Raw genomic sequence first — 19006 nt, forward strand, 5'->3', positions numbered from 1 at the left:
AAGGTGTACCCCGGCGCGATGCCGGTGGCCGTGCCCGACCCGCTGACGCGGTGGTGCTCCGCCTGCCACACCTCCTGACGGATGCGCGCGTAGGACTCGCCGTGGCTGTGGTCCACAAAGTGTCCCGGCCAGTCGTAGACGTCCACCGCGCCCGGCACCGGCGACGCCGGGTTCTGCCGCGCCTGCAGCATCCACGCGTTCGGCTTGCGGAAGTCGTAGTCGTCGGTGCTGTACATCCCCGGCGTCACGCTCTCCGACAGCGACCACTGGCTGATGCCCTCCTCCGTCACCACGCCCCCCGACGGCGTGACGTGGTAGGCGATTGTCCCGTAGCCCGGAAACGCCTGGTGCTGGTCCGGCGCGTCGCACAGCACCAGCGTGTGTTTGTCCGCCTCGTGGCGGAAGAAGTAGTACATCCCCTCCAGCTCCATCAGGCGGCTGATGAAGTCCAGGCTGCTCTCCTGATACTGCACGCAGTACTCCCACACCCGGTAGCTGCCCGCCAGCCGCGTCTCGACGCTCACCCCGTACTCCTTCAGCAGCGTCTGCACTATCTGCGGCACCGTCTGGCTCTGGAAGATGCGCAGGTTGCGGTCCCGCTTCATCGGCCACAGGTCCGGCTCCACCGTCAGCTCATAGCACGCGTAGCGCGTGCCGTTCAGCTCCTGGCTGCGCACCGCCACCCGGGTGATTTTACCGTTGAGGTAGCGCGGGCTCAGCGCGCTCATCAGGCCGTCGGTCGGCAGCGTGAACGTCACCGGCTGGCCCAGCAGGGCGTGACGGTCGATGCGCGCGTCGGTGGAGAGCAGCTCGGCGGTGAGCACAAACGGGTGCGACAGCGCCTCGGTGCCCTTGAGCGTGTGGAACAGCAGGCCGTCCGCCGGCAGCTGTGCGGTAATGCGTGAGAACATAAGTAATCCCTGACTATTAACTGTGTGGATCAAGCAACCAGACGCCTTCTTCGCTGACGTTCAGCGTCTGCTGACGGGTGCCGCTCTGGCCACTGATGGCAAAGGTGTAGTTGCCCGGCGCCAGCTGCAGTGTGGCAAAGCCATTGACCGCAGGCACCAGCGCCTGCGGCTGACCGTTCACCTGAACCCGTTCACCCTGCTGCAGGCGAATGTAGACCTGCGCCACCGGGGCGGCTGGCGGGGCCGGTTGAGGATCGGGTTCACGTGCGGCGGTCTGCGCTGGCGCGGTTGTCTGAGCCGGGGTGCTGGCAACGCTATCCGGCGGGGTCTCAGCCTGCGTCGGTGGCGCAGCCACCGGCTGATTAACCGGCGCGACGGTGACAGCAGGTGCGCTGTTTTGCGCGGTCTCCGCCGGGGCCGTCTGTTCATCACCACGCGACATCAGCAGACCGGCGCACAGCCCGACCAGCACGCCCGCGGCCACCAGGCCCGGCAGGGCAAAGCGGTGGCCCAGCAGCGTTTTCAGTCGCGAGTCGGGGCTGACCGCCTCCTCTTCTTCGATCGGCACCAGCATGGTGCCCGGCCCGCTCATTTTTGCGCTGAGCAGCGGCTCCGGTTCACGTTCCGGCAGCGCCATCAGCGCCGCAAAGTCATCAATGCTCTGCGGACGATCTTCCGGTTTCAGCGCCAGCGCACGATCGACAGCGCTGAGCAGCGCAGAGGAGTACCCCGCCAGACGACGCTGCACCAGCGGCTGGTAGTTATCTTCGATGCTGCGCACCACGCTCACCGGCGGCGGCGCGCCCGTGATCAGCGTGTGCAACACCGCGCCCAGCGCGTAGATATCGGTCCATGCGCCCTGCTCGCTCTCATCGTTGTCGCTGTACTGCTCAATCGGCGCATAGCCGGGACGCAGCATGGTCTCGCTCTCATCGGAGAGGTTGCCGATGGTTTTACGCGCTGACCCGAAGTCCAGCAGGATCGGCTCACCGCTGCTCTGGATCTGGATGTTATCCAGCGAGATGTCACGGTGCAGATAGCCCGCTTCATGGATGGTTTTAATCGCCCCCAGCAGCGGTGGCAGCAGGCGGCGGATCCAGGATTCATTCACCGACTGCGGCTGACGTTCACGGAAGGTCGAGAGCGTGGTGCCGCTGTAGAACACCGTGCCCATATAGGCGGTGTCGTTCTGCACCCAGAACCGCAGCACGTGCAGCAGGTTGGGATGATTGAAGCGAGCCAGCAGCCGCGCCTCCTGGATGAAACTGTTCAGCCCGGCGTGAAAGGTTTTGCTGAAACGCTCACTGCGCAGCACCAGGTTGAGATCATCGCTGCGCACCGCCAGCGAGGCGGGCATGAACTCTTTGATGGCGATATCGCGTTCCAGCTGGTGGTCCCAGGCGCGATAGACGATGCCAAAGCCGCCACCGCCGATGACCTCTTTAATCTCAAACTCATTGAAGCGGTAACCCAGCGGCAGGGCATTGGGGACATTCAGGGGTTGATCATGTTCCGACATATTCGAAAACTCTCTGATGACTAGGCTTTAAACAGCGAACTGGCAGACAAATTCGCCCTGCTCACAGCGCACGGCAACGCGGCGATAGCGTTCATCGCGGGCGTGGGCGCTGAGCAGTATCTGGCTCATCTGCGGTAACAGCGTGTTGGTGAGGATGGCGTCGACCATGCGTCCGCCCGACTCCACTTCGGTGCAGCGCTGCACGATCTGATTCACCACCGACTCGTCGATCTCCGCCTCAATGCCGTGATTGTCGGCGAGACGACGCACAATGCGCGCCAGCTGCAGCCGCACAATTTCCGCGAGCATGTCATCGCTGAGCGGGTAGTACGGCACCACCAGCAGACGACCCAGCAGCGCAGGCGGGAACACCTCCAGCAGCGGTTTACGCAGGGCTGCGCTGAGGGCGTCGGGATCGGGCATCAGTTCCGGATCGGCGCACATCGCGCTGATAAGCTGCGTGCCAACATTCGAGGTCAGAATGATGATGGTATTGCGGAAGTCGATGTGACGCCCTTCGCCATCCTCCATCCAGCCCTTGTCGAACACCTGGAAGAAGAGCTCATGCACATCGGGATGAGCTTTCTCAATCTCATCCAGTAGTACCACGCTGTAGGGGCGACGGCGCACCGCTTCGGTCAGCACGCCACCTTCGCCGTAACCCACATAGCCCGGCGGGGCCCCTTTGAGCGTCGAAACGGTGTGCGCCTCCTGAAACTCGCTCATATTAATGGTGATGATGTTCTGCTCGCCGCCATACAGCGACTCGGCGAGCGCCAGCGCGGTCTCGGTTTTGCCCACGCCCGACGGCCCGCACAGCATAAAGACGCCTGCCGGTTTGTTGGGGTTATCGAGGCGCGCGCGCGTGGTGCGAACCCGCTTCGCGATCAGCTCCAGACCGTGACGCTGACCGATAACGCGCTGGTTCAGGGTGTCCGCCAGATTGAGTACGGCGTCGATCTCATTCTTCACCATCCGGCCCAGCGGAATGCCGGTCCAGTCAGAGACCACAGCGGCGACCACGCCCGCATCGACGGCGGCGAAGAGCAGCGGCGTGTCACCCTGCAGCGCAGTCAGCTGCTGCTGTGTGGCATCGCGCTGTTCACGCAGCGCCGCATCCTCTTCGGTGGCACAGCGGGCGCGCAGCGCAATCAGCGTCTCGACCAGTTCGCGCTCCTGCAGCCAGCGCTGTTGCAGCGCATCATGTTCCGCTTCCAGCGCCGCACGCTCTCCGGCAATCGCCTGCTGGCGGGTCACATCACCGAGGCCGACGCGGATTTCACGTTCCACAATCTCCGCTTCAATCTCCAGCGCGGCCAGACGGTGCAGACAATCCTCCAGTGCCGCGGGCTGCGCGCCCTGACTGACCGCCACGCGCGCACAGGCCGTATCCAGCAGCGCCACGGCTTTATCAGGTAACTGACGCGCCGGGATGTAGCGATGCGAGAGTTTCACCGCTGCGCTGACCGCATCATCCAGCAGCAGCACCCGGTGATGCTTCTCCAGTGCGCTGACGGTGCTGCGCAGCATCAGAATCGCTCTGGCCTCATCTGGCTCCTGCACCTGCACGGTCTGGAAGCGTCGGGTCAGCGCCGGATCTTTCTCGATATACTTTTTATATTCCGCCCAGGTGGTCGCGCCGATGGTGCGCAGCTGGCCACGCGCCAGCGCCGGTTTCAGCAGGTTGGCGGCGTCGCCGGTGCCCTGCTGCCCCCCCGCGCCGACCAGGGTGTGGATCTCATCCACAAACAGCACAATCGGCGTCGGGCTGGACTGCACCTCATTGATCAGCGCCTGCAGTCGCGCCTCAAACTCCCCTTTCATCCCGGCACCGGCCTGCAGCAGACCGATATCCAGCAGCCAGAGCTGCACGTCGCGCAGCGGCGCAGGCACATCGCCCGCCGCGATGCGCAGGGCAAGGCCCTCGACCACCGCCGTTTTGCCGACGCCCGCTTCGCCGGTCAGCAGCGGGTTGTTCTGGCGGCGACGCATCAGGATATCGACCATCTGGCGGATCTCGTCGTCACGCCCGGTCACCGGATCGATACTTCCCGCACGGGCGCGTGCCGTCAGATCCTGGCCATACTGCGCCAGCGTGCTGCCGCTGGCGGCTGGCGGTGTGCCTGCGGCATCCTGCGGTGCGCTCAGCGCCTGCTGCGCTTCTTTGCTGTTGCCGAGCAGCGTGTCGAACTCTGCCAGCAGGGCATCGGCGTTAATCCGGGCAAACTGACCGGAAATGCCTTTCAGCACGCTGGCGAGGTTAAAGGTTTTTAGGATGCCGATGAGCAGATGACCGCCGCGAATGCGGGTTGCGCCATATTTCAGTGAGGCGTAAACCCACGCCCGCTCAACGGCGCTGTCAATATGCTCAGAGAGGTCGGAGACCGCACTGGCACCGCGCGGCAGGCGATCCAGCGCAGCGACGATGTCCTGAGTCAGGGCCTTTTCATCCAGTGAAAAATGTGTGATGACCTGCTGTAAGTCGCCATCCTGCTGCTGCATCAGCTGATGCAGCCAGTGCACCAGTTCAACATAGGGATTGCCGCGCAATTTGCAAAAGGCGGTGGCGCTTTCCAGCGAGGTAAATAACAGCGTATCCAGTTTGCCGAACAGGACGGCACGGCTGATTTCTGACATAGGGGACTCTCTTCAATGAAAGACGCAGGCTGTGTAACAGGGAAAGCGGCTGGGCTAGCGCGAGGCAGCCTCAACCTCAAATATAAAATCTTCGCGATCCTGCGGCTGCGGCATCTGCCCCAGCCAGCTGGTATAACCAAGCCGGGCACCGCCACCCAGTGCCACGCCCCCGACCTCGTCTGCGGCGAGGATCAGACTGAGATCCCACTGCATTTCGATGCCGAGGTAGTGACGTACCCAGTCGCGCACTTCGCGCGCACCGGGTGCATCGGGCAGGAAATGGGCATACTGCGCGGCGCTGAGCGGCCCCAGGTGGAGGCGGAAACGGTGCTGTACGTCGCGTACCGCCACGCCGAGAAAAGCGGAGGCACCCAGCCGGGGCATATGGCGTCCCGCACCCAGGCGGGCCTGATCGCGGCTGTCCAGCGTAAGCCAGTGCGGCAGGTTCTGCGTCAGCCTGACCGGCACGCCGAAATAGTGCTGCAGAATGCGCACCAGCCCTTCTGCGTCGTGACCGTGACGGCTGAGATGCCCCACCAGCATCAGTCGCGCATGCAGGCTGAGTGAGCTGGCCTGCTGCTGGGCCGGCAACCCGATGCCGGCGAGGCAGGCAAGATAGTTCAGAAAGCGACTGTCGTCGGGCCGATCCAGGGAGACCGTCGGCTGCGCATCCGCCCAGGCGCGATAGAACAGCAGCGTGGCGCGATGATGAAACAGGTCAGCAAATGCCGACAGGCTGTGATCCTGATGATGCACGATCCGTTCGTGCACATATTCGGTCAGATGGGTCGGCAGCGGACCATTGGGGCCAAACAGACCAAAGCTGTAAATCGAGAGATCGTGGCGTCCCGTCTCCTCCCGCGGCGCGGCGCTGGCGACGGTAGAGGGAGCAAACGCCAGTGACGGCGTCTGCCCGATGCGCACCGCTTCAAACTTCGGCAGCGGCGCACGGCCCAGCGGATAACGCTGTCCGCCCTGCGCATCCAGCCGCCGCAGCAGCTGGAACAGATCGTAGCGCCACGGCGCGGCCATCACCTTCTGCCAGAAATCGTCCGGCAGGCGGGTCAGTCGTGGCAGCGTAATGACTTTTTCGCCACTCATATCAGCGCCTTCCGGCCCATGCGCGGCGGCCAGTAGCCGACTTCGCCGCGCTGCTGGCTGTTGAGGGTGAACTCGGTGAAGCTGTTCAGCGCCACAAGGCGGCTGCAGACCCGCTCCAGTACGCTGCCGAGCAGCCACGGGCTGGCACCCGAAAACGCCTGCTCATCCACCTCCAGCGTGATACTGACACCGCGCGCAAACACCACCGGGCCTGGCTCCGGTACGCGGCGGTTAACGGCGCTGAGCGTGCAGTGGCGGATGCCGTCAATCTGGCGGGCAACCGGTGCTTCCGCCAGGTTGGCGTAGAGACTTAACAGCTGACGCAGCGCCGCCGCGCCCTCTCCGTCGCTGCTGTCCATCAGGCTGAGGTAGTTCATCTGCAGATGGCTGATCAGCCGCCATGCGGAAAGCCCCTCGGCCAGGGCCGGACGCGGCGGCGTCGGGCCTTTGCACAGTTTCAGCTCCGCCACCGGAATGGAGTCCGGCATGACGAAGTTGCCCTGATCCTGCTGCAGCATCAGCGGCAGATCGCGGCTGGTACACATCACTTCGGCGGAGAGATAGCGCATCTCATCGCGCCACGGCGCGTGATGCTCATCCACCAGCGAGAGAAAGAGTTCTGAACCGATGTAGCCGGTGCGGGTGCCATAGCGCTGCGCCTGTTCAGACAGGGTGCGCTGCTCGCGGCGCAGCGAGAAGTAGGCGCCATAGTCGCCCTGATCGCCACTGAAGGTGCTCCAGAAGGGGCGGAAAACCTGCTCTTCACGCTTGCCCTCAATAGTGGCGAACAGGCGCTGCACCGAATGCACTTCATAATCCAGCGGCCGGATGTTATCCACCACCAGGTGATATTCATGCTGACTGTCGCTGACCTTCAGGCGCTCTGCCGTTTTCGGGAACAGGTTGATGACCGGGGTGCAGTGCAGCGCCAGGTGGCTGTGATCGACCACGCTCTCCAGCGCGCTGTCCGCCTTGTCGAGCAGAATGATGATGTCGAATGCCTGGGCGCTGTCGCAGCGGCGCAGAAACGGCGCGAGCTGGTTCAGGCTGATAAACTGGAAGCGCGCCGGGAACGCGAAATATTCCTGCAACAGACGATAGCCGTCGAAGTTGCGCAGATCGTCCGGCAGCAGCGCCTGCTCCGGCGCGAACCCTTCCTGCTGCAGGGCATCATCTGAAAGCACCTGACGCTGAGGGTGTTTCTCAACGGACTGCAGCACGATGCCCACCCGGTGCGCCATCAGCAGCTCAAGCAGTTTCAGGGCCTGAATATCCGGGCCACTGAGAAACAGCATCAGGTTATCCACGTTCAGCTGACTCAGCGAGGAGATCCCCTCACAGCTGATGCGGATGCGCAGTGCACTGGCTGCCCCCAGGCCGCTGAGTTTCAGCTCCCCCGTGGGCAGATCGCCGGGCACCCCGCCAAGCGTGACTTCGCTGATGCGCAGCGGATGCAGCATCACATCCTGGGCGGTGCTATAGCTGCAGGTGACGCCGGTTTTTTTCAGGTTCTGGCTTTCCATCATGGTGCCACGCGGCACATGGAATCCCTGCGTGATGTCCCCTTTCCGGCTGTCCGGGGTCAGCTGGGCGATCGCCATCGACGGCGTCGGCGACAGATAGGAAGGCGCAATCATCTCCAGCAGACGCTGCGAGAAGCGCGGAAACTCCGCATCCATCTTCAGCTGCACGCGGGAGGTCAGAAAGGCGAATCCCTCCATCAGCCGTTCGACGTAGGGGTCTGCCACATCGATGCCGCGCATGCCCAGACGTCCCGCCACTTTGGGATAGCGCGCCGCAAACTCCGCCCCCATCTCACGCAGATAGGCCAGTTCGCGGTTGTAGTAGTCGAGCAGATTGCTGTCCATGATTACCCTGCATCCTGAAGTTCGAAATGGCCGCTCTCCAGATCAACCTGGGTGCGGAACAGAAACGCCAGCGGATAAGGCACACACCAGAGCCGCCCTTTGATTTCAATCGACAGCACGTTGTGCAGGCTGAGCGAACTGAGATCGCTCACGCAGCGCACCTGCAGGCCCTGCGGCAGAATGCGCGGTTCGAAGTGGAGAATGGCGTTGGTCATTTTACGCTGGATATCCTGCCACTCGATATCGGAGACATTCTGTCCGGCCAGGGGTGCCACGCCGAAATTCCAGACCGAGCGCTGCACCTGATCAAAGCCGCTGAGATCCTGCTGCGCTTCGTTATTGATGGTATTAAACAGCCACTGCAGATCGCGCAGAACGTGGCGGCGCAGCGTGCTGTGCGTAATCAGCATGCTGTTCTCCGCCTCCTGCTGCTTCTCCGGCGCGTTGTCGGTGAGACGATCCAGCAGCGAGGATTGCAGTTTGTCGCGGGACGTTAACGCATCGCGCTTTTTGCGCGCACGAAAGCCGCCATGCAGCTGGGCATAGCCGTCATTCTGCCCGCCTGAATCATGACTCATCAGCACTCTCAACGTTATCAAACAGGACCTGCTGCAGACTCAGCAGCGAAAACTCTGCGCTGTCGGTGAGCCACATTTTTTGCCCCTGACCGATGAACTGATCCGGATCGTCGCCCAGCGGCTGCCATTCGGTGGCACTGGCACGCAGAAAACGTTCCTCCGCCCCCGCCAGCAGCGGATAGCGCGCCGGGATCTGGCACACCTGCTCACTGCCATCAATCAGCTGCACCCGCGTATGACGCCACACCAGATCGGTGACGCTGGCGGGCGCCTGAAACTGCATTTCACGGATCGCCGCGAACGGGATCCAGTAGTAACGGCCCTGACTGATGACTTCACACACCGGCCCGAAGCGGCTGTCGCCATCCATCAGCCAGCTGAAGGCCGAAGGCTGATCCTGCTGGGTGGCGCTGCCGGGATTCGCGGCTGCGAGTTCGAGTGCTTCGGCACGCAGTGCAGAGCCACGTGCGGCATCGCCCTCTGCCTCCGCCTGCAGTGCGGCCAGCAGCGTGTCGCACCAGTGCCAGGCACTGCCGGGCAGCACCGGCTGCGCCTCGCCACGCAGCACGGCGTCGCGCTGCAGCTCACCGGCAATCGCCTGCTGCAAAAGATTCACCGTCGGCTGCGCCTGCGGGCTTAACGCCAGCCAGGATTGCAGCTGGGTCTGCGCCCGCGACCAGTTGCCTGCCAGGCAGAGCAGCTGCACAAACGCGGCCCGCAGGTCAGCGCTGGCCGGAGAGGACTGGATCTGGCGGGTAACATCAGCCAGCGCTTCGCTCAGCGAGGCATTGGCCAGACGATGCTGTAAGGTTTCCATGCAAACTCCTTTTGCGTCAGTTGAGGGTGCGATAGACCGCAGCGGCCGGATCTTTCAGTTCAGGATGCAGCTTTTCCACCAGCTTCACGCTCAGCGCCGCATTGCCGCTGATCCACGGCGACCAGACTTTGCGCACCTCCTGCAGACGTGCCGCGACCGCGCTCTCATCCGCAGCTTCGCTGACCGGCATCTGTACGACGACCTGCGGGCTGGCCTGCCAGCCGTTAAACCGGTTGCTGAACGGCAGTATCAGCCAGCTGTCCGGTGATTTTTCGTTGCTCAGCACCATCCGCTCGCTGTTAACCGTAGTGATGTGCAGTTCGGTGGTCGCCGACTGATTGCTCAGCCCCATGACCGGGAAGCCCTGCAGGAAGGTCACACCCACCTGCGCCGTCGCGCCGTTACCCTGCTGCGTCAGGCTGCTGTGTCCGCTGAGCCAGCCATCCGACCCGCAGACCAGCCCCTGCTTTGCCGGAACAAACAGCGCGCTACCCTGAGCCGGGTGCTGCCACCAGGTGCGGAAATGGCAGCCATCCAGCAGACTGAACTGCAGCCACGGCGAGGTGTCGGCCTGCGCGGCGTTGACCAGCGGATCGGCAGGCACGGCGGCGGCCGTGGCGGCCGGTGTCGCAGGCGGTGTCGCAGGCGGCGTGACCACGGTTTTCCACTGCTGCGCTCTGGCGGCGCTGCCGGTCGCGATTTCACTGCCCTGCGCGTCGGTGAGCTGCCAGTGCAGCTGTTGCAGCGGTTTACACTGGGACGCCATCAATCCGGCAACGCGCGGCAGGAAGGTTTTCAGCACCGCCGGGTCTTTTTCACCCAGCGTGACGATCCGCAGAGAGATCGTGCTGTTACACCAGCTCGACAGCTGATTGTTTTTTACGTTATCGATCCAGACATCCAGTTTCTGTGCCGGGGACTGGACGATGCGATAGTTTTCAGCATAAGCGTGCGTGCTGAGCAGCAGCGCTGCCAGACCCAGTAATCCATATTTCATGTTGGCGTTCTCAATCTCGCAGAGGGAAGAACTGCGCCGCTTCAGAGAGCGAGTGCAGTAAAGTGGTGTCCTGAGGTGACCCAATCCAGACGGCCAGCGCACTGAAGTTATCCTGCTGTCCTGCATCCGGCTGGTCGTTTTTAATGATCTGCTGCATCAGCGTCAGCCACTCTTCCGGCGTATTCACCATGTGCAGCGACTGCTGCATCTGCTCCAGCGACACGCCGTGCCAGAAACCGTCGGTGCAGAGCAGAAAGGCATCGCCATCTTCAATCTCCACCACGTCGCTGTAGCTGGCGTCGCGCTGCTCATCACCCATCCCCAGCGCAAAATAGAGCAGATTGCTGTTGATCCCTTCGGTACGGTGTCCGGCATCCTTCATCTGCTGCACCAGACTGTGATCGGTGGTGACCAGATAGAGATAACCGCGCCGGAACAGATAGAGGCGGCTGTCCCCGGCGTGGGCCCAGCAGGCCAGATGGTAGTCCCGGTCGATAAACAGGCTGACCATCGTGGTCCCCATCCGGCTGTGTTCACTGCTGACTTTCTGCTGCTGACGAATGGCGTGGTTGGCGTGATTGACATAGCGGCGAATCGACTGCGCATCAAGATGCGCATTGCCATCAAAGGCCTCCAGCAGGCTGCTGCGGGCGATCGACGCGGCAATCTCGCCGCCGGGAAATCCCGCCACGCCATCACACACGACAAAGCAGGCGGAGCGCTTGCCGATCACATCACCGATCTGGTCCTGGTTACTGGCGCGATCGCCCTGATTCGACGTCGAGGCAATAGTGATATTCATGCGTCATCCGTGTGGGTTTGTGAGTCTTTGTACTGATTGACTTCCAGGTCATAGGCGTGCAGGAACGCTTCGCCAAACAGGGTGTGAAAATCGTCCTCGATTTCGCCCGCCGTCTCGCCGTAACGCTCAACAAAATGTTCCCACAGGGCGGCTTTGCGGCTGCCCGGCAGGCCGATGCGTGACACCGATCCCGCCTGGCGCGCCTCCTCCTCCAGCTGTTCCGGATTAAAGGATTGCAGCATGGAGGCGATGATGGCGCGGATCCCGGCGATCATTCCCAGCTGGTGGGCCTGCAGGTCGATCAGCGCATCGCGTACAGCCTGACGCGGTGGCATAAAGCCCGGCATCCGGCTGCCGAACATCTGCATCAGGACGGTCTTGCCTGACGGCAGCAGCTTGAACGGGTTGTTGGCGTCGTCAAGGATCACCGTCATGTCAGCTTTGACGCCGCGCTTGAGGATCGAACGCGATGAGAGCAGCGCGACCGTTCCCTGTGAGAACATGCTGAGCATCTGACCAAACTGCAGCATCTGTTCCCGGTCAAACTGAGGCGTCGGCTGCAGGTCACGCAGACCCATCCCTTCCAGCAGCGCATCCAGCAGTTCCCCCTTCAGGGCGTCGCCGCTGTTCTGGCCGGCGGTCGACGGCTGTTCCGTGGCGGCAGGCTGATATCCCGAGGCGACCGGATCGATACGCAGCCGCCCTTTTGGCGTCGGTGAAGGTGCGCGCTGTACGGCCTGCGGCGTAGGCAGCGTAATCCCGCCATACTCATTTTGCGGCGTGACCGCGTCGGGCTGAGCGGCGTCTTCATCTTCGATCAGGAGCGTCTGGCCCGGCGCTTCAGGGTGAGGCTGGCTCTCTGCTGCCTGCTGAGGTGGTGGTGCGTCACTGAACAGCATCGAAAAATCCTGCGCATCCGGCGTGGCAGGCACCGCTTCCGGCGGACGTCCGGTCGCCGGTTTCACGCTGGCCGGGGCTTCCGGGGGCACATGCAGGGTGGCCGGTTTCGCGGTCTGCGGCTCCGGCTGTGCCAGGGGCACCGCGTTGCCCATCATCAGTCCCAGCGGATCGTCATGGTTGCGCGCATCCATGCTGCTTTCACCCTCAAACAGGCTCAGCGGGTCCAGTTCAGCGACGGGCTTTTCAGCCTGAGGTGCCGCCGTCTTCGGCTGAGCAGAGAGCGTGCTTGGCGTTCTGTCGTCAAAAATGCTTTCCCGGGCGAACAGCGCATCGCCTTCATCAAACAGGCTGCTGTTTTTAGGCTGCTGACCAAAATCGAGCGGCGCGTCATTAGCCAGCTGGGAGAGCGGATCTTCCGGGTTACGCTCCGGCGCGGCAGGCGCGGTCAGCGGATGTGCCTCCGGCACTTCCGGCGCGGCTTTGCGCTTAGAGAGATCATCCGAGATCGAAAACTCTTTCGCCAGGCTGTCCCAGATTTCGCTGGGAATGGCCGCCGTCGCGGTTTTTTCCACCGGCGGCTCAGGCACTACCGCCGCAGGGCGCACCGGCTCAGGGCGCGGAGCCGTCCTCTCCGTCTGCGGCGGCTGCGCACTGTTGAGGTCACTGACCCGCAGCTGATAATCATCAATGCCCAGAATGTCCCCATCCTGCAGCTCGACCTGACGGCCACGCTCAAGCGGAATATCGTTGAGCAGCACCCGCGTCACATTGCCACGGTTGGTCAGGCGGCACTCACCGCTGGCGGTGATATGCACAATCGCCTGCAGTCGGGAGAGTGTACGGTCGTCATCTGGCAGGACCAGATTGTTGTCCACGCCGCGACCAATGGTGCCGCCGGGCGGAAAGAAGTCACAATGGGTCTGCGGCGGCTGTTGGCCCGGTTTAGTCGTTATTATCGTAAAGCGCATAACGGATTCCTGCGGTTAGCGGTTCGGCATCTATAGTGCGCACCTCTCAGGGAAAGGTGCGGGGTATAGGGAGCAATGAGATGTTACGGGCGATGGGCGAGTATCAATGCGACGCCTTGTGGTACGAAGCCGGTTCAGATTGATCAAAAGTGAACGTTGCAGGGTGTCAGTTAACCGGTTCAAGACGATTCGCGGGAATATAGCCTGATAACGGCCCCGTCAGACCTGGCTGACTTTCGTCATATGTCGCCACATAAAACCACGCCTGATTGATACTCTTAATTTTAATTAAAGATGTTTGTGAAGAGACCTTAGCGACAGACTGACTCCCCTGTTCCGGCCGACTCAGGAGTTCACTTTCCTGAATCCCCTGTTTTAACCGCAGGGTTATTAACCAGGGATAACTATCACAGCCCTGCTCAGCCCAGGCTTTTTTTATCGGCTGTGCTGTAAAAGAAACCAGATCAGCCTGATATACGTGATCATCACACTCGGTAGTAACCGTGAGGTTATTAATCTTCACCATGCCATATTGTTCAGCATGCCCTTCTTTATATTTAAAGAAGCCATCGGGGATCTGAGTGAAATGCCTGGCAATAAATTCACGCGACACATCAGACCTATTGATGTTAATAATTTTATGCGCGCTGCTTTTATCATCTGCAACAAAGCGTAGCTGAAGCGATGGAGAATTAATATTGCCATGCCACTCCGGTAACCAGTAAGCCTGTAACGTACCGGACTTAACATTATCGTTTGCCATGACACTCTGGCTTAGCGATAAGCACAACAGTAAAAAATTTAAGACGCCTTTCATTTATTCTGCCTCATGTGAAGCTGAGTACTTTCTGTAAACCGTTTCTGCGTCCTGACTTTGCGAGAGCAGTGTGCATTTCAACATACCGAAGTTTCCAGCGCTCGAACCGGTCAGGTCCATCTTCAGATAATCATCAATTAACCTGTCGCCTTCACTGAAGGCGTCAACAGGGAGATGGCTTGCTTCCAGCCAGACTGAGGCACTTTTAAAGGCATCATCAGTAAACGCCTTATCCGAAGAAATTTTCCCTGCACATCGATTCAACAGCCAGTTACTGAAAATCTGCGGTTGCGTATAGGCGTCTGTTGCAGGTGGCGATATCGCCAGGGCGGCATGCGATATGACCAGAGCAAATAACAGGAACGGTTTTTTCATTTCAGCACCCAGGGGGAAGCGTCACAGGAAATAACTTTCAATCTCAGCACCCCTTCAGGATAAGAGGCACAAAAAATGCGCCCCACCCTAATATCCTTTTACGGGCATCGCTTCAGCTATTCTCAGCACAACGAATTTCGACTCAAATTCTGCAGGCAACTAAGCACAGACGATTAAAAGAAATGGCGCCAGATAACAAAACCCATCCCACCGCCAATCATTAAGACACCCGTAAGCATATTTAAATGATGAAGGCGGACCAGCCAGCCAATTTCATCTTCAGGCAGCGACTGAATGAACCTGTATGTTTCACGGCTTACCGGCTGATGCCTGCTGCTATTCATCCGCACGCCTTTATAGAGGCGAGCAAACCAGGAAATCTTCAAAGGGTGAAAAGATGAACCTAAAAAGGAGCTGGTCTGAGTGAGTATATCCAGTTGCAGATTCCGCTTACGAAACTCACTTATCAATGCATCATAGTCTCTGGCATGACGCCTGAAGATGACATAACCGACAAGCTGTAACGGGATTGAGATTAAGAATGCACCCACTGATAAAAAAATAAGCACATCAGAAAAAGGTATCGTGTTCATTTTCTGGCACCCATTCAGTAAGGCAGTTTCCTGAGAAGGTCAGTACGCCCTTTGTCAATACGGATAACACAGAGGTTGGTTGCCACCGCATTGGCATTACTATTCTCTTCAGCGGCAAAGGCTTCAAGTCTGCATTGACCATCACGATATTTAAGCCAGTTACGCTGTGTATCGACCATAACAGCGACATACTTATCCGCCACTTTTTTCTGCGCGCCATACAGCTGAAAAATGCGTTTTTTTGCCGTCTGGTACTCCCTGTTCAGCTCCTCTTCTGCCAGCTTTTTCTGCTGAACAGTACACTGATACAACGCCCCCTCTGAAGGCTGTTTTACACAGATATCATCGGCAAGTGCTGAAGCACTAATGAAAAGAGAGGCTGCGGCAAAAACGCACTTAAAGAGCTTCACAGGTATCCTGCGACATCTAGTTGAGCACATAAATAAATATGGACATAAAGAAAACCCAGGCAAAAGTCATGCAGAACGTAAACTGATAAAGATGAAGCGTCTTCTCCATCCACGCCACATTTTCCTGAGGTTGTTGCTGCACGAAGTCATAGGCTCTGATGCTAACCTTTTCCGTTTGAGAAAAGCGCATCTTGCGCCCTTTTCTGAGATTCATGAAAAAAGCGATTTTCTGATAGTTAGCATAAAAACCCAGGTTATTTGCAAATTTCGTTGTCAGATCTAACTGCAAGCCAGCCTTCTGATAGCGGTCAATAAAATCCTGATAAGCCCCCTGATGAGCTTTAAAATAGCAGGCAGCATAGATATGCATAACGATGACTAACGCAGATAAAAACAAACAGCCATACATGAAAAAATCATACAAACTCATAAAATCTTATCCGTCATTGCAGGTCGATGAGTTTGCCTTCATTAAACGCATGTCAGTTCCTGCTTTTAAAATACGCCCCTGGCAGGGGCGTACCTGATTACGCTTCTTTGTTGCCTTTGATGTCCCAGCCGGCGCTGCTCTCTGCGCCCTTGCCGCCGGAAGCACTCTGCTCCCAGTACTGCTGCTTCACTTTAGAAGCCTGGAAGGAGTAGGTCATGCCCAGCGTATCGCCGTTGTCAGAACCGTTGTAATTAACGGTGGTTACCAGCACATCTTCCAGAGTAATGCGTGCATACTCAACCTGAGTCCCACCCGCTTTACAGATAGAGAGTTCAACTTTAGCGAGATGCTTACCGCTGGCACAGTTCTTCAGCAGTGCCGTGGTCGATTTGTCGATCAGGGCGTTAACGTGCAGGTCGTTAAAGTTAACTTTACCGGCACCGCCGCCGCCGCCAACAGACATGTTGCCTGGCTGAGAGGCACCCCATGAGAAAGAGGTAATATCGGTCCAGCCAGTGTGGTTAGAGTCTTTAGACTCGCCGGTGACACCGTCAACCTTCATAAACATATCAATAGCCATTATCTTTCACTCTTTATTGGTTGAGATTATTGCTTTCAAAAAAGCAAGGATATGGCAAAAAGAAAAGCATGGGGCTGAATAAAACAGTCCATATTTTACCTTTGCCTTGCTTCTGAAATAGCGTCATTAACGCTATTTCAGACTTCTTGCTGCCCGTTTTATTAAATCGGGCAAATACTTTTATTTTTCGCTTATTCATAGCGAAATCTGACATGCGAATGAATGTTCTTCCATTCGCCTGAGATTGCAGCCGGCCATTCTGTAGACAGTAATATCATGCAAAGTTTATAGTAGCGGGCCTGTCAATTGCTCAAAAAAGGAATGAGCGTGAAGAAAATCATCTTACTTTTCCTGGCCATATTAATGTCACTACTTTCACTTTATTCGATCACTGATCTTATCGGGTCGCTATATCTCATTTCTCGCTATGAGCATTTCAATGCCTGTTCACTCGGATTGATTGCCGGTAAAGCCGTTTTCATCGCAATTTGCGTCGCGGTGACTTTTATACTGGTAAAAATCGTACGCAGACGCACTCAGTCTGAAAAAGACCGGGCATAGCATTGCACACCAGGCTCAGGCAAACATCCGGTTAATAGCCTCATCAGCAGGGAAGCGCGCGATGCGGATTCAGACTCCAGCATCGCGCTCCTTCTCACCCTTTAGGCGTTGTCATTTTTCAGTGACGGCAGCTTAGAAACCAGACGCAGTGACACCGTCAGTCCTTCCAGCTGGTAGTGCGGACGCAGGAAGAACTTCGCAGCGTAGTAGCCCGGATTATCCTCCTGCTCTTCCACATTGACCTCAGCCGCCGCCAGCGGCTTACGTGATTTGGTCTCCTGGGAGGAGTTAGCCGGATCGCCATCGACATAGTTCATCACCCAGTCGTTCAGCCAGCGCTCCATCTCATCGCGCTCGCGGAAGGAGCCGATCTTGTCACGCACGATGCACTTCAGGTAGTGCGCGAAGCGGCAGCAGGCAAACAGGTAAGGCAGGCGCGCCGCCAGACGGGCATTGGCCGTGGCATCCGCATCGTGATACTCCGTCGGCTTCTGCAGTGACTGCGCACCGATAAAGGCGGCGAAATCAGAGTTTTTGCGATGCACCAGCGGCATAAAGCCGTTTTTCGCCAGCTCCGCTTCGCGGCGATCGCTGATGGCGATTTCGGTCGGACACTTCATGTCCACGCCGCCGTCATCACTTGGGAAGGTGTGGCACGGCAGGTTTTCAACCGCCCCGCCTGACTCCACGCCGCGAATCGCGGTGCACCAGCCATACTCTTTGAACGAACGGTTGATGTTGGCTGCCATCGCGTAGGCAGCGTTGCTCCACGCGTAGTTGCTGTGATCGGAACCGTCGGTCTGCTCTTCAAAATCGAAGCTGTCGACCGGGTTGGTGCGGATGCCGTAGGGAAGACGCGACAGGAAGCGCGGCATCACCAGCCCCAGATAACGGGCATCTTCCGATTCACGCAGACTGCGCCAGGCGGCATATTCGGTGTTCTGGAAGATCTTGGAGAGGTCACGTGGATTCGCCAGCTCCTGCCAGGACTCCATCTGCATCACTTCCGGCGCGGTACCGGTAATAAACGGACAGTGCGCTGCCGCTCCGATACGTGCCATCTCACCCAGCAGCTCAACATCCTGCGGACTGTGATCGAAATAGTAGTCACCTACCAGACAGCCAAATGGCTCGCCGCCGAACTGACCATACTCCTGCTCATAAATCTTCTTAAACAGCGGGCTCTGGTCCCAGCCAGCGCCTTTGTAGCGCTTCAGGGAGCGACCCAGCTCCTGTTTGGAGATGCTCATGAAGCGGATTTTCAGCATCTCGTCGGTTTCGGTGTTGTTCACCAGGTAGCTCAGGCCACGCCAGGCACTCTCCAGCGACTGAAAATCCGGATGGTGAATAATCTGGTTTACCTGCTGCGACAGCTTTTCATCAATCTCCGCGATCAGTGCCTGGATGGTGCGATAGGCATCGCTGGAGACGGTCACGGTATTTTCCAGGGCCTGCTGCGCCAGGGTTTTTACCGCGCTTTCCACGGCAGCGCGCGCCTGATCGCTTTTTGGCCGGAACTCTTTGTTCAGCAGCGCGCTGAACTCATCCTGACTGAAGCTGGCCGCGCCCTGGGACTGCGGCTGTTGTGAAGTCTGGGTCATGCTTTAGGCTCCTCTGCGTCAGTGGTGTCACCCTGCTTTGGCAGATGGGTCAGAGCCTGTAACAGTGTCGGGTCCTGCAGCACTTTACCAATCAGCTCTTCCGCGCCGTTTTTGCCATCCATGTAGGTCAGCAGGTTGGCCAGCTGGGTACGCGCTTCCAGCAATTTGCTCAGCGGCTCGACGTTGCGGGCCACGGCATCCGGCGAGAAGTCATCCATGCTGTCAAAGGTCAGATCAATATTCAGTTTGCCTTCGCCGTTCAGGGTGTTATCCACCTGGAAAGCGGCGCGCGGCTTCAGGGCTTTCATGCGCTCATCGAAGTTATCGATGTCGATCTCAAGGAATTTACGCTCGTCGATGCCCGGTTGCGGCTCCAGCGGTTTACCCACCAGATCCGCCAGCACGCCCATCACAAACGGCAGCTGAATTTTGCGTTCCGCGCCATAAATTTCCACGTCATATTCAATCTGAACGCGAGGCGCGCGATTGCGGGCAATGAACTTCTGCCCACTGGATTTGCTTGTTGCCATGGTTTTCTCCA

At 58.8% G+C, this 19006-nt stretch carries 18 protein-coding genes; all 18 read right to left on the reverse strand.

Features of this window, described 5'->3' with window-relative positions:
* On the reverse strand, positions 1 to 911 hold a 911-nt coding region (locus HFD92_RS03835; RefSeq protein WP_167428353.1), incomplete at its 3' end, for a type VI secretion system Vgr family protein.
* A gap of 16 nt (positions 912 to 927) precedes the next feature.
* Positions 928 to 2430 (reverse strand): serine/threonine-protein kinase, encoded by a 1503-nt coding sequence (locus HFD92_RS03840; RefSeq protein WP_167428354.1) that lies wholly within the window; start codon positions 2428 to 2430, stop codon positions 928 to 930.
* A gap of 27 nt (positions 2431 to 2457) precedes the next feature.
* Complete coding sequence (gene tssH / locus HFD92_RS03845; RefSeq protein ID WP_167428355.1) at positions 2458 to 5067, reverse strand: type VI secretion system ATPase TssH; 2610 nt, start codon at positions 5065 to 5067, stop codon at positions 2458 to 2460.
* 54 nt (positions 5068 to 5121) lie between these two features.
* Positions 5122 to 6168 carry a type VI secretion system baseplate subunit TssG gene (tssG, locus tag HFD92_RS03850; protein WP_009090735.1) on the reverse strand — a complete coding sequence of 349 codons (1047 nt, stop codon included), beginning with the start codon at positions 6166 to 6168 and terminating at the stop codon, positions 5122 to 5124.
* Positions 6165 to 8036, reverse strand: a complete 1872-nt coding sequence (tssF, locus tag HFD92_RS03855) for a type VI secretion system baseplate subunit TssF (RefSeq protein WP_167428356.1) — start codon at positions 8034 to 8036, stop codon at positions 6165 to 6167. Before tssF ends, tssG begins: the two co-directional genes overlap by 4 nt.
* A 2-nt stretch (positions 8037 to 8038) precedes the next feature.
* Entirely contained in the window at positions 8039 to 8614 is a 576-nt protein-coding gene (tssE, locus tag HFD92_RS03860; RefSeq protein WP_009090738.1) for a type VI secretion system baseplate subunit TssE, read from the reverse strand.
* Positions 8604 to 9431, reverse strand: a complete 828-nt coding sequence (locus tag HFD92_RS03865; RefSeq protein WP_167428357.1) for a type VI secretion system accessory protein TagJ — start codon at positions 9429 to 9431, stop codon at positions 8604 to 8606. Before HFD92_RS03865 ends, tssE begins: the two co-directional genes overlap by 11 nt.
* A gap of 16 nt (positions 9432 to 9447) precedes the next feature.
* Positions 9448 to 10428 (reverse strand): hypothetical protein, encoded by a 981-nt coding sequence (locus tag HFD92_RS03870; protein WP_140028380.1) that lies wholly within the window; start codon positions 10426 to 10428, stop codon positions 9448 to 9450.
* Positions 10429 to 10438: 10 nt separating this feature from the next.
* Complete coding sequence (locus HFD92_RS03875; protein WP_046101647.1) at positions 10439 to 11230, reverse strand: PP2C family serine/threonine-protein phosphatase; 792 nt, start codon at positions 11228 to 11230, stop codon at positions 10439 to 10441.
* Complete coding sequence (gene tagH, locus HFD92_RS03880) at positions 11227 to 13098, reverse strand: type VI secretion system-associated FHA domain protein TagH (RefSeq protein ID WP_167428358.1); 1872 nt, start codon at positions 13096 to 13098, stop codon at positions 11227 to 11229. The genes HFD92_RS03875 and tagH overlap by 4 nt, the downstream gene beginning before the upstream one ends.
* Before the next feature lie 166 nt (positions 13099 to 13264).
* Complete coding sequence (locus HFD92_RS03885; protein WP_167428359.1) at positions 13265 to 13861, reverse strand: hypothetical protein; 597 nt, start codon at positions 13859 to 13861, stop codon at positions 13265 to 13267.
* Positions 13862 to 13915: 54 nt separating this feature from the next.
* Entirely contained in the window at positions 13916 to 14290 is a 375-nt protein-coding gene (locus HFD92_RS03890; RefSeq protein ID WP_167428360.1) for a T6SS amidase immunity protein Tai4 family protein, read from the reverse strand.
* Between the two features lie 173 nt (positions 14291 to 14463).
* Positions 14464 to 14883, reverse strand: coding sequence for a hypothetical protein (locus HFD92_RS03895; RefSeq protein WP_167428361.1), 420 nt, complete (start codon positions 14881 to 14883; stop codon positions 14464 to 14466).
* Positions 14884 to 14897: 14 nt separating this feature from the next.
* Positions 14898 to 15293, reverse strand: coding sequence for a lysozyme inhibitor LprI family protein (locus HFD92_RS03900; protein ID WP_255461694.1), 396 nt, complete (start codon positions 15291 to 15293; stop codon positions 14898 to 14900).
* A 16-nt stretch (positions 15294 to 15309) separates the two neighbouring features.
* Positions 15310 to 15723, reverse strand: a complete 414-nt coding sequence (locus tag HFD92_RS03905; protein WP_058958466.1) for a hypothetical protein — start codon at positions 15721 to 15723, stop codon at positions 15310 to 15312.
* Positions 15724 to 15820: 97 nt separating this feature from the next.
* Positions 15821 to 16303 carry a type VI secretion system tube protein Hcp gene (locus tag HFD92_RS03910; protein WP_009090751.1) on the reverse strand — a complete coding sequence of 161 codons (483 nt, stop codon included), beginning with the start codon at positions 16301 to 16303 and terminating at the stop codon, positions 15821 to 15823.
* 662 nt (positions 16304 to 16965) lie between these two features.
* Positions 16966 to 18465, reverse strand: coding sequence for a type VI secretion system contractile sheath large subunit (gene tssC, locus HFD92_RS03915; RefSeq protein ID WP_009090753.1), 1500 nt, complete (start codon positions 18463 to 18465; stop codon positions 16966 to 16968).
* On the reverse strand, positions 18462 to 18995 hold the full coding sequence (gene tssB / locus HFD92_RS03920) for a type VI secretion system contractile sheath small subunit (protein ID WP_009090754.1): 534 nt from the start codon (positions 18993 to 18995) through the stop codon (positions 18462 to 18464). Before tssB ends, tssC begins: the two co-directional genes overlap by 4 nt.
* Between the last annotated feature and the right edge of the window lie 11 nt (positions 18996 to 19006).

The organism is Pantoea sp. EKM101V (assembly GCF_011800325.1).
GTDB lineage: Bacteria > Pseudomonadota > Gammaproteobacteria > Enterobacterales > Enterobacteriaceae > Pantoea > Pantoea anthophila.